General features: G+C 41.4%; 9 protein-coding genes and 1 pseudogene. 5 read left to right on the top strand and 5 right to left on the bottom strand.

Annotated features, from left to right (window positions below; translation table 11 throughout):
* The first annotated feature begins 717 nt into the window (after positions 1-717).
* The gene (locus tag L1D23_RS11610) at positions 718-1,056 is read left to right on the top strand and encodes a hypothetical protein (RefSeq protein ID WP_239866446.1); all 339 of its coding nucleotides are present in this window, start codon (positions 718-720) and stop codon (positions 1,054-1,056) included.
* Positions 1,057-1,198: 142 nt separating this feature from the next.
* Positions 1,199-2,053: pseudogene (locus L1D23_RS11605) on the top strand (IS3 family transposase).
* Between the two features lie 369 nt (positions 2,054-2,422).
* Here L1D23_RS11605 and L1D23_RS11600 read toward each other — a convergent pair.
* Positions 2,423-3,430 (bottom strand): substrate-binding domain-containing protein, encoded by a 1,008-nt coding sequence (locus L1D23_RS11600; RefSeq protein ID WP_239866444.1) that lies wholly within the window; start codon positions 3,428-3,430, stop codon positions 2,423-2,425.
* Between the two features lie 208 nt (positions 3,431-3,638).
* On the opposite strand from L1D23_RS11600, the gene L1D23_RS11595 reads away from it, so the two are divergent.
* Positions 3,639-3,971 (top strand): hypothetical protein, encoded by a 333-nt coding sequence (locus L1D23_RS11595; RefSeq protein ID WP_239866442.1) that lies wholly within the window; start codon positions 3,639-3,641, stop codon positions 3,969-3,971.
* Positions 3,972-4,024: 53 nt separating this feature from the next.
* Here the strand turns inward: L1D23_RS11595 and L1D23_RS11590 are convergent, their stop codons facing one another.
* The 3 genes from L1D23_RS11590 to L1D23_RS11580 form a co-directional block, all read right to left on the bottom strand.
* Positions 4,025-4,804: a transporter substrate-binding domain-containing protein gene (locus L1D23_RS11590; protein ID WP_239866440.1), complete on the bottom strand. Its 780-nt coding sequence runs from the start codon at positions 4,802-4,804 to the stop codon at positions 4,025-4,027.
* A gap of 135 nt (positions 4,805-4,939) precedes the next feature.
* Positions 4,940-5,959 (bottom strand): metal-dependent hydrolase, encoded by a 1,020-nt coding sequence (locus L1D23_RS11585; RefSeq protein ID WP_239866438.1) that lies wholly within the window; start codon positions 5,957-5,959, stop codon positions 4,940-4,942.
* A gap of 70 nt (positions 5,960-6,029) precedes the next feature.
* Positions 6,030-6,881: an MBL fold metallo-hydrolase gene (locus L1D23_RS11580; RefSeq protein ID WP_239866436.1), complete on the bottom strand. Its 852-nt coding sequence runs from the start codon at positions 6,879-6,881 to the stop codon at positions 6,030-6,032.
* A gap of 369 nt (positions 6,882-7,250) precedes the next feature.
* Here L1D23_RS11580 and L1D23_RS11575 point away from each other — a divergent pair, with 369 nt between their 5' ends.
* A complete protein-coding gene (locus L1D23_RS11575; protein ID WP_239866434.1) occupies positions 7,251-10,076 on the top strand; it encodes a hypothetical protein in 2,826 nt (941 codons plus the stop codon).
* A 110-nt stretch (positions 10,077-10,186) separates the two neighbouring features.
* Here L1D23_RS11575 and L1D23_RS11570 read toward each other — a convergent pair whose 3' ends face one another.
* Complete coding sequence (locus tag L1D23_RS11570; protein ID WP_239866432.1) at positions 10,187-10,549, bottom strand: hypothetical protein; 363 nt, start codon at positions 10,547-10,549, stop codon at positions 10,187-10,189.
* Positions 10,550-10,807: 258 nt separating this feature from the next.
* Here L1D23_RS11570 and ccoN point away from each other — a divergent pair, with 258 nt between their 5' ends.
* Positions 10,808-12,235 (top strand): cytochrome-c oxidase, cbb3-type subunit I, encoded by a 1,428-nt coding sequence (gene ccoN / locus L1D23_RS11565; protein WP_239866429.1) that lies wholly within the window; start codon positions 10,808-10,810, stop codon positions 12,233-12,235.
* The last annotated feature ends 13 nt before the right edge of the window (positions 12,236-12,248 follow it).

Here is a 12,248-nt window from a genome sequence, read left to right as displayed (position 1 = left end):
AGATTTGCTTACGGTCATAACAGGCCCACCACTCTTCAACCTAACTAAAGCTCCAGTACTAAACATAAAAATCTCCATGTGCAACTTGTTGCAATGAAAGTATAGCCGACTGCCTTAATGCAGGCATTATGCGAAGTGATGGGACGGGCTATATAACTCAGTTAACAACAGGACATTTCTACTTTGCTGAGAACAGGACATTTAAAAATAGGATAGACAAAGGTAAGGAAAAAAAGAAAGGTAACGTTATTATCTAAATCAGTAAGTTACCTTTACTTTTGCCTCATAAAAATTATGCGGATTTTTCGATATTTGTTACACGCTCAATTGCTTCTACAACACGTTCATTTTTATTATGCGTGGGCCTCTAATCGAAAAGCGATTCTCTTTCATAGCATGTACACAGACGCGCTGTGACAATGAGCAATTCTTTCGCCCACCCTATCTCATGACGGGCCTGCAGCAAACCACTCAACATAACTCAGCTTATAATGCGGACTTAACTTGATAGTATGAACAGCATAACTCAACTGTTGCCCATCATCGTTCTTCTCACAACAAATAACTCTTTTTATTCATACGCATTATGAGCTTGCTTCTGTTGCTAACTGATTGTTATGACATGTACAATTCACGATGGAAAACTAAAAAGTCTACTCGGTGTTTCACATCGTAGTTTTCCTGTCTATTCGCCGTTGATTTTGTTGGAGCTCTTTAATGTTTAGAAAACTAATTTTTTTGTCGCTCTTGTTATCTATGCCAGTAGTTGTAAACGCTGAAGTTGTAACCTGTGATAACTCGGAAATTGTTCAGGTATATGTACAAGGGAAAAGAGACGACAGCTTATACTGGCAAAATAGTTTAGTCATACAGTATAAAAACGAATGTGGCGGCAAAAATTGGACTCACACAGATATAGATAGTAGAGCCATGAGTGGTTTTTTGTCCGTTGCACTCACCGCCAAAACCACGGGTAAAAAAGTAAATGTTGCAGTAAACACGAGTAATCCCAAGCCTCATTCAAATGAACTGGCTTTTATCGGAATATCTGACTAAAGGGCTTTCATTTTAACTCTCTATCCGTAGCAAATGTCCAAAAAAGGGAGTTCATCGACTCCCATTTTATTTCATAGTCCTGATCCGCACCATCAGTTTTGGACACTGCGTTAAGTGAGTACAATCACTAACGAGGTGGACAATGACAACCAAGAAAACACGAATCAAACATGCTCCCGAATTTAAAGCCGAAGCACTTAAGTTGGCTGAGAAAGTCGGTGTCGCTGCTGCTGCACGACAGCTATCGTTATATGAATCTCAAATCTATGGGTGGCGTAAAGCCGTTAAAAAAGACGCGAAGATCAGCGACAGAGAAAGAGAGCTCGCCACTGAAAATGCCAAACTCAAACGATTACTGGCTGAGCAAGCTGAAGAGCTAGATATCGTAAAAAAGGCCGCCACCTACTTCGCGAAAAATCTAAAGTAGATTGTTATGAGTTTATGCTCGAACACCTGATGCGGTATAGGGTTGTCCGTATGGCTAAGGTGTTTGGGGTTTCTCGAAGTGGGTTTTATTACTGGATTAATCATCGCCACAAAGTCACTCAACGCAATGAGCACCGCAAACAGCTTGATAGCAAGGTTCGAGAAGTTTTTGCAAATAAAAAGGAACGCGATGGTGCACGGCGTATTCAAAAAGAACTTGAAGAGAATGGGAATAAGCACAATGTAAAAACCATTGCTGCGAGCATGAAGCGCCAGAGCTTAGTCGCGAAAGCCGCCCGTAAGTTTAAATGTACGACAGACAGTAAGCATAAGCTTCCTGTGGCACCGAACTTACTTGAGCAGGAAAGGAAATTGTTGGGATAACGCTTGTGTTGAAAGCTTTTTCCACTCAATGAAAGTAGAAGCCGTCCAATACGAGCCGATAATGACGCGAGAAGAGATGCGCCAAGCACTTTTTGAGTATATCGAAGTTGACTATAATCGAACAAGAAGGCACAGTGCCCTTGGGTATCTAAGCCCAGTTAAGTTTGAAAAACAATATGTCGCTTAATGCGCTGTCCAGTCTGGCTGGAGCAGATCATCCCACACCTTTCTCTATCACTATACGGCCAGCGTATAAGTTGTTGCAGTCATGTAAAAGATGCGTTGGCTGAACCAGAAATAACTAATAGAAAAAACAAAATAAACTTTTTCATGTATCAAAATACCCCTAACAAAAACTTCAATGATACATTGGCAAAGCAATTACCTTGACTCTATACATAGTTTTTTGTATGCGATATAAGCTTCTAGCCAATTTTATGAGTGTTGCTAATGTTCTTCTGTCTTGCTCGCATGAAATCTCTAGCAAAGCACTAGCTAAAATTACTTGTGAGGACGATAAACATTTAACTTGAAAGTGTTCTTTCAGCTCATCGCCTTAGTACTTAGTGCAGCTCTGATAATTCTCGGGGGTACAGTAAGTCATCGGGATATACATCACCTCTTCTACTGGCTGATCATTAGCAAGCTTATAGAGAGTTAAGATGGCTTGCCTACCCATTTCATAAGGGTTTTGGCCTATATTGACATGCGCTAAATTATCTTTTAGGTACTCCAATTGCTCTTGAGCCGTGTCAGCCGTGATTATAATGATTTCTTTGTTTAGTATGGCATCTTTGTGAGGTGTAACAACATCTCTATACTCTTCTAGAAACTGAGTCCAGCCTCCAACTGCCACAATTGCATGGATCTTTCTTTCTTGATAGGAATTGAGTACGTTCTTGAGGTCTTCTAATGCTCTATGAAATTGACCAAAATTGTATAGGGGTTGGCTGAACTCCGTCCAGCCATTTTCGCCTTTCAAGCGTTCACCTGGAGGCGTTAAGTACTGCTTTCCTGATAGCGCTGAGCGTACTCCCATCACTCTTAGGTTTAAATTTGGTGAATCTGGACGTCCACTTTGAATGATCACTGTACCACCATTAGGGAGTTGAGATTTCAGTTGCTCACCTAACGCCTCTCCTAAGTCATAATCATTAGTGCCTATATAAGCAGCTCTTAATTCTGGATAACTAGCTAGGGTTTCTTGTGCGAAGTCTGCGTCATAAGTGATTACTGGTACACCGAACTCCTTTGCTTGTTTCATACTATTTTCAAGCATAAACTCCGACTGAGATACAGCGATGGCAATGCCATCTATTCCCTCATCTAACAATTCAGCAATGATCTTGTCTTGCTTTCGCACATCAACCGATTTGGGACCTCGATAAATACACTCCACATTCTCTAACTCTTTGGCCGCAGCCATGCAACCTTCCCTACTGGCATCAAAGAATGGGTTGAGCTCTTCTTTGGGTACAACGGCAAAGCGAAGTTTGGCTTCGGATATGCTGATAGTACACAGTAGTAGGCTGAGAGTTATTACGTTTCTAACAAAACCAATCATATCGGTTTGTTCCCTTACAAAACTAATAATTTTACTTGTACTGTAAAAGTTAGCTCATAACGTGGAATTTTGGCGATTTCTCATATCTGTAATGTAAAACTGTGTAAGCATTACTTTTTGATATTCAATTATTTTGATAAGGTTTGCTATTATTGCTTATGCATTGAAGCTCACTCCGTGAGTAAAACACAAATATAAGGTTGCATCCATGGAAACCATGCCTCTTCCAGACAGTAAGGCGATTGCTTGTGAAGATCATTTGATCATCTGGTTTTGGGAAACCCATTTGCACAAAAAAGGGTTGGCACAAAATGTCATTTTGGCTGAACTAAAAAAACTTGGTGACTTGCTAGTCAGTCTAAGACAAGATACGGCCCACTTTTTATTGCCAAGTTCACGACTCGAATTAGTGGTGGACATCGTGCCACATACATTGTTGCTAGGTGATAAATTCTATGAGGAACATTACTACTTTGTTCAGGAAATCCGAGATCTAATAGACAAACAGGACCAAAGCCAGTTACTGTTTGAATACGCTTAACGTTAGTCCTTTACTTGCAATATTAAAAAAGTGACACTGTAACTCACGGCAAATCAATCAATATACTTATCCTTCTGTTTTAAGAACACTTCATCTCTAGATGCTTCTATCGCTTCCCATATTTTTTCCGCAAGTTCTGGATTTTTTTCAACAAATTGATGACTCAATACCAAGTAATAATTTTTGGTTGTGATTGCCGGTTCAATTTGTTTAATGTTGTTCATCTTTTGGCTACTCAAAAACTGTTGTGCCATTGTATCTTGTACAGCAATTGCCGATAAACGTTCTAATTGAAGCATGGTAAACAATTGCTCCGTTGTTTTTACTTCATGTACTTTCAATTGCTTTTTCTTTAACTCTCTGACGATAGAAAAGCCTAGGTGGGCACCGACTTTTTGATCTGTATCCGCTAAGCTTTGTCCATCCCATTCCAAGGTATGATTTTGCAATGTATAAAAATAGTAGCCTATGGTTGCAATACGCTTACTGGCATCAGGCTTGTTATCACTCATTGGATAACTAGCATATTGTGCACGCTGTGTATTGAAAGAAAAGATGAAACCCCCATCGACTTTTGCCGCCCCTATATCTTGTAGAACTCGCTTTCCAGGTAGGCGTACATATTCAATGTTCAAGTCCAATTGTAATGCAACATGATTGATGACATCCAATGCTAGTCCTGGAGGATTAGCGACACTAGCCCCATTCCCCATCTGAAATGGATAAGATTCGACATCCGAGTATGCCAGTCTAAGAGTCGTTGAGGCCCAAACGGAAAGAGACATGGAAGCGGCTGCCAAAAATAAACAAAGTCTGCGAGTAAAGTGATTCATACGCTTTCCTTTTTATCTAATTAAAGAAAGCATAGAGTGTATTGGTATGAATGTCCTGAAATTCTTTACCGTAACAAAAATGTATTATTGGGTGTTTTACTGCTCCGCCACAGAGCTGACAACACAAAGGATTTGTTATTCACTAGCACCACCTCCGAGACCGAGCAATATCTCCCAAAAATCTTGCCTCTTTGTCGTGAAATGCTCTCTGTTTGTAACATATCGAGCATGCTGTTCTGGGGCTAAAGAAGGTGAAAGCTTGATACTCCACATTGGGTCAAACTTGTTAGGGATCATGGAATAGCGGACATCAATAACACTCAATTTTTCATTTGGATGTAGAGCTAGATAACCGTTTGAAAAGCGGCGAAAGCGTTCAATATCTTTAGCCTGTTGTGAATTCTGTTTGAGCCATGGAAGATCTCTATTAATATATAACTTGGCAATTGATTCCCCGCTGTAAATTTTGGTCGAGCTACCTAGCCTAATGGCGTCTACGTGATAGTGTCCGTCTGTTTCATAAATCACTTTCCACACCAGTATATTAGCAAAGCTCGGTTTCACCTCTATTCGGTTTGGAGAATGATTTCGCTCCTGAGCCAATTGCAAGCCTTCGTTGTAAGCTCTTTCTTTTTGTATGATGCCCAAAGATAGATAGGTCAAACCCCATAGCAAAGCAATCCTTGCTCCCCAAGGTGTTCGCTTTCGAAACGTAACGGCAAGGCATATCAAGATCGGAAAAGTAAAAATGGGGTCGACCACAGACACCATGTTCCATGCATACCGCTCTTGAGTAAAAGGCCAAAGCAACTGAGTGCCATAGGACGTACAGGCATCAAGCAACGCATGGGTACTATAGCCAAGTGCGCAATATAACCAACTTTGACCAAACGCTAGCCCACACCTTCTAGCTAAGAGCCAATGCAAGACCAAAGCACAAAGCAAGCTACCGAAAGGGATAAAGAAAAGTGAATGAGTAAACTGTCGATGGTACTCCAGAAACAATAATGGGTCGTTAGAGGAGCGAATCAGCACATCCAAATCTGGTGACATTCCTGCAAGCATGCCTAAACCACCGGCAACGAGTACGTGTTTTTTATTGCATACTGACTGAGGCAACGCCGCCCCAATTAACCCCTGTGTTAATGGATCCATGTTTCTCCAAACCTGTACTCTTTTAAGAATCGAATCATCGGAGATTGTCCGAGTTTCAATTGAATAATCCTTAGTTAACTTGCGGTTTGCTCGCTTTCTGTTGTTCCTTTGTCGCTAAGTCTACTTGTTGGTCAACAAAGTTGAAAAAATTATCTTCGCTAATAAAAGGGTTATTGGGACTTGCCTCTTTCAATCTATCTCGATTGGCAAACAGGTTGTTTTTATGAGGGTGATTAGACAAGTTAACCGTTACAACTGGGCTACTTTCGGCGATTTTTTTGATTCTTTTCATGCTCGTGAAGTATTGCTTAGCGAGAGCAGGATTTTGGAAATTGACGCCATGCCCACCAACGACAAAAGCGCGATACTCGCTTCCGTTATCTTTAACTAAGAAATCAATCGACAAGTCACCTTCGGTATGCCCTGGGGTGATGTAAAACTTAAATTTTGTGTCTCCTAGCAAAACTTCAGATTCATCTTCGGCAAATTTAAAGACTTTCGGTGGTATGAATTTATTCTCACCTTTACTCTTTTCCGATTGCTTTTTAGTTAGCTCTAAGCCCTTTTCTGTCATGATCACTTTGGAATTGTAGATGGATTGCAGAAACTCTGCCCCACCCACATGATCGGAATGTCCATGCGTTACAATAATATAGCTCACCGATTTATCGCCTAATCCCAACTTCTGCAAGTTTTTGGGAATCCATTTACTGTATGGAAAATCAAGGGTATCAATAATCACTAAACCTGCTGATGTATCTATCGCATAGGAAGAAACCCACTTATCCCCGATGTAATAAACATTGTCGAATATCTTAAACGGCTCGATATAACCGTTTTCAGCACTCATCTTAAGTATACCCGTTTGAGAAAATGTTGATGCTGACAAAAACATTGTCATCAAACATAGAATTAAGCGCATTCCTGTCTCCCTAATGCACATCAATAGCCAAAGTTCCACCGCATTTACCGTTTTAGAATTAAATGTTGGTGTTTAGTTTGGCAAGACTACCATACTGGATGTACACACAATACGTCATTGCATTCATTTAACGTATGAAGAGTAGCAGCCACACCCCTGCTCTCAGACCAAGTTCCCTCTCTTTGGTGTTGTTTGTTTTAAGTCTTTGAATTTGCGTCAAATGGCTACTGTATAGTATCAGGTCAGAACTTGAGATTATCTAGGCATATTGAACTGGATAAAAAATATAATTTTATAATGAATCATTTCCAAGCCTTCTACTTTTGAACTACTACTGAAAATCCTTAAAAGGATGAAAAGGACAAAAGGATGAAGACATTAACAACGGGGCTTAGTGTGTTGAGCATGTGTTTTACATCACTCACTATGGCTACTACCTTCTATCAGGAAGCAGAGAGCAATTATATTGCATTTGAAGCCGAAGATTACCATCACATCATTCGCCATAATGGTGAAAACGACGGGTTCAATGTAGTAGGAATCAACGAATTTACCTCAGATTTTGGGACGTCTGTTTTACCCGCAGACTCAAGTTATCCACCCTCACAAGATCGCGCTCTGCTTGCTGATTTTCGTTACCAACTGCCAATGCAGCAATCAACCGTTCAATATCAGGTTGTTTTTAACACACCAGGCACTTACCGACTCTACTATCGACGTTCAATGTTTGAAATTGGTGACGGATCATCTTACGGAAATGAAGATTCATTCCTCTATGCGAAAACGTTTAATTCTGAGGAGTGGCTACGTCATGGAAGCCGGCAATCGCAAGACAGTGTTCTGGAATCTCACCCTTATACGAATCCTGCCGAAGGAAAGTTTTTTTGGTTCCAAATTAATAATAATTTCGTTGTTTCTGAACAACAAGTAGGAAAACCCCTAACTTTTTCAATCAGTGACCGAGAAAAGGGGTTCGCCATTGATCGTTTTGTATTCAGCTTAGATCACAGTCTCGATGTTGCTGAAATACCAAAAGATGGTGATGGTAATCAACTTGACGAATTAGCCAACTCACCAGAGCAAGCGCCTAGCCATAACGCTTATCTATACCCTATGGACTATGTGCCCCACTTTGAGAGTGACGAAGAGATATTGTCTCGTGAGCATCAACTGAAAACTGTACGAGATGATTATATTGCTTATCTGTTTGAGCAGGATAAATCCGGTAATAGTGAGCAGGTTATTGATGAGCTCATAGCCCTAAATAACAATCAGGATGACTCCAAAGCCGCACTCCGTAGCATGATCACCTTGATCACGGATGAGAAGTTCTTTCCTCACTGGCGTGACTACGCCGTCAATCGTTTTTATGCAGAAGCAGAGAAAGCCCGGTTAATTGCTGCACAGGTAATCGAAGATAGTGACGGACAAGTTAACGATCTAAGGCAGGTAACGCCAATCCGACGTTATATGGACTACGCTTGGGCACTAGATAGGCTAGATGCCTTCCATAGCAATACTGAGGAAGCTACCGCTTTTAGAGCTCGTTTTGAGGACTTTGTAAACCAAAATTTAGAAGGCTTAGGTCCCTATTACGACGGTCCTTATTACACAACAGGCTACAACAAAGAAGTCTTTGCTATGGATGTCGCCTCTACGGTGAGTTTGCTCTATAAAAACTCACCCCTATTCCCCAAGATGAAAGAAGCGTTCTCTGCTTTTTGGCAGAACGTGACCCAAACATCTTATGATGGCGATAACTCTCCCCATTACGATGTTAATACCGGATTTCAGATCATTCTGAATATAGCATTAAGGCACGGCTTAGAAAGCGATGTTATTCAATCTGAACACTTGTTAAGAATGATGGATCGTATGTCGAGAACCATTATGCCTAGTGGACAGCCTGCGAAATGGGGGAAATCGATGGAAAGCATTTCTTCTGGTCAGATCAAAATATCAGCTGGTGATAACCTCCCATGGGTTTTAAAAATGGGCTATCGGCTATGGCGTCACCCTCACTACTTATACATGGCGAGAAAATATCAAGCCTTTATGTATCAAGATCATGGACCATTTACAGGGAAAGAATATGTCCCCGACCTTTGGCCACTGGGTATTGATGCCTTCGATATTGAGCTAGCAAAACCAAACTCTGGCGACTTACTCTCTCGAACGACGCCTCGTATTACCTCATGCTGCGAGTATAACGGGTTACTATTAGGTCGAGGAGACAGTAACTATGTCGATGTACAAGATAAGTTAATTCTATCGACTGGGCATCACCCAAGAGCACCATACATGTTGATGGACTTGAGTTATACACAACATAAGGCCGCCGCTGATCACCGCTCCGGTATTGATAATCATAACTTCAATGGTGCACATACTGTCACTCGTTTGAAACGATGGTCAGAAGCCAATAAAACAAGTGGGATCTATATTAATCCAGCTCAATACGACTACCCAGAAGCGCCTTACCCTTCCAAGGAAGTTGCTGCATCTGGCAGTACCGATCAATTTGATGAAGTTATGGGGTACAGCCCATCATTTGATTACGAATTAGAGCATTACAATACTCAGCAACTGTCTGAAGATGCCGCTTATGGCATAGTGAAATACCATAAGTACCAGTACCCTGGAGTCACAACTCAGCGGGAAACTGTCCTTCTTCACAACGGCGCTCTTGTCGTTTTAGACACACTTTCCCCTACCACAACTTACTCTGGAGAGCATAAAGGCGGGGCAATTTATCAGGTATTGCCACAGTTTAAATCGCTAGAGGGAGATAACTGGGTTCTTCTTAGAGGTGGACTGAAAATGTTACCAACCCCTTTGCCTACAGGAGAGCTGCAGTACAATGACACTTTGATATTCTTCGATAGCTCAGCTGAAGATATTGACATAAGATCGACAGAAAACCGATGGGATCCTGAGAATAGGGAATGGTTTAGTGCTTCAAAAAACCTTAAAGCAGGTGAATCGTTCAAAATCGTCTCATTAATATTACCTCTAAGAGAGACTCATTCCGTTCAATCTTTCGTTAATACTCTAGATGTAAACTATGAAAGTGATTCAACACAGATAACTATTCCATATAATGCTACACAGAATCTCAAAATTGTTTTTCACTCTAACCAACAGGCGAGTGTGACCTATGAAGAAAGGGATAAGGAAAGTAAGCAGAACGAGTAATAATCTGACCACTTAATCAACGGCCATTTACCTCCACAAATAACTCAGCAGGTAAATGGCCATCACTTCAACTCTTAAGTTACAGATCTGGCATGCTGGGTTTTCTAAACCTAAAGTCGGAACTTGATACCAATAATTTGAGCCTCTTCGAGATCTTGAAGAGTGAGTTCAAAATCCTCTTTCGATGGGAGTTCGATCTCCCAATTGTCATCTTTATTTTCGATTTTCAGCTGTGAATTATCACTACTCAGCCGCCAATTTCCGACAGGCTGTTCGACAATCACTTTTGAGCCTTCCAGAGATGCATTGATAGAACTATTTTTAACATTAAAAGTACAACTTGGTTTCAACTCACAATCGACATTTCTCTGTTCATTATAAGTGAGTGTTCGCCAAATAAACGCTGTAATTAAAAGGCTTAACATGATGATTATTTGAGCAAAACGGGAGCGTGTCAGTTTTTCGGCTGCCATTCGGTAGAGTTCTCCGTGTAACAAACTTCAAAGTTTTAAAATAAAAGGTCAAAACCTGACCAGCCGTAAGGTTACTACCCTGTCATTGAATTGTTAAATGCAGTATAGTTGGCGGCTGAAAATGCCACTTTTTTTAAAAATCGGCAAGAAAGTTTAACCGACTGTTTCGGCGTCATTTTCTTTAATGGTTTGGGTGGCATTACGACATGTGTCGTGTTGGAAGTAAAGTGTAGTTAATTAGAAATTGGAAGCATGCAAATGAGCCAAGAAAAGCAGCTTGAACAAAACTACAACTATACGGTCGTCCGTCAATTCACCTTAGTAACTATTCTATGGGGTATTGTCGGTATGGGCGTTGGTGTTTTGATTGCCGCTCAATTAGTTTGGCCACAGCTAAACTTTGATACGCCGTGGTTGACGTACAGTCGTTTACGTCCTCTGCATACTAATGCGGTTATTTTTGCGTTTGGTACAAGTGCTCTGTTCGCAACGTCTTACTACGTTGTACAGCGTACCTGTCAAACTCGTTTATTTGGTGGCCCTCTTGTTGCCTTCACCTTCTGGGGATGGCAAGCAATCATTTTAGCCGCAGCAATTACTCTGCCGTTAGGTATGACCTCTGGTAAAGAGTATGCGGAACTGGAATGGCCGATCGACATCGCTATCGCAGTGGTTTGGGTATCTTATGCTATCGTGTTCTTCGGGACATTGATCAAGCGTAATACATCTCACATCTACGTAGCGAACTGGTTCTTCGGAGCCTTCATCATTACAGTAGCGGTTCTTCATATCGTTAACAGCATGGCGATCCCTGTCTCCATGGGCAAATCTTACTCGATTTACTCTGGTGCTGTGGATGCAATGGTTCAATGGTGGTACGGACATAACGCAGTAGGCTTCCTACTCACTGCGGGTTTCCTTGGTATGATGTACTACTTTGTTCCTAAGCAAGCTGAACGTCCTGTTTATTCTTACCGTCTATCTATCGTTCACTTCTGGGCGCTTGTATCTCTATACATTTGGGCAGGCCCTCACCACTTACACTACACAGCGCTTCCTGATTGGACGCAGTCTATTGGTATGGTGATGTCTCTGGTGCTATTCGCACCTTCTTGGGGTGGTATGATCAATGGTATCATGACGCTGTCTGGCGCTTGGCACAAACTTCGTTATGACCCAATTCTGCGTTTCCTAATCGTATCTCTATCGTTCTACGGTATGTCTACGTTTGAAGGTCCAATGATGTCAATTAAGACAGTTAACGCACTGTCTCACTACACAGACTGGACCATCGGTCATGTACACTCTGGTGCACTTGGTTGGGTTGCTATGGTTTCTATCGGTTCTGTATACCACCTAGTTCCTCGCCTGTTTGGTCAAGAGAGAATGTACTCTGTGAGCATGATCAACGCGCACTTCTGGTTGGCAACAATCGGTACGGTTCTATACATCGTTGCAATGTGGATCTCTGGCGTAATGCAAGGTCTGATGTGGCGTGCAGTAAACTCTGACGGTACGTTAACTTACAGCTTCGTTGAATCTGTACAGGCATCTTACCCGTTCTACTTCGTACGTTTCCTAGGTGGTTTCATCTTCCTAACTGGTATGTTCTTAATGGCGTACAACACGTATAAGACTGTCACAGCGCCAAAAGATAGCCTAAAAGCTATCCCACAGCCGGCATAAGGAGATTTAAAGA

Source organism: Vibrio sp. Isolate24 (assembly GCF_022398215.1).
Lineage (GTDB): Bacteria > Pseudomonadota > Gammaproteobacteria > Enterobacterales > Vibrionaceae > Vibrio > Vibrio coralliilyticus_A.
The sequence above is the reverse complement of the archived record's forward strand: the minus strand, read 5'-3'. Positions and strand labels throughout refer to the sequence as shown.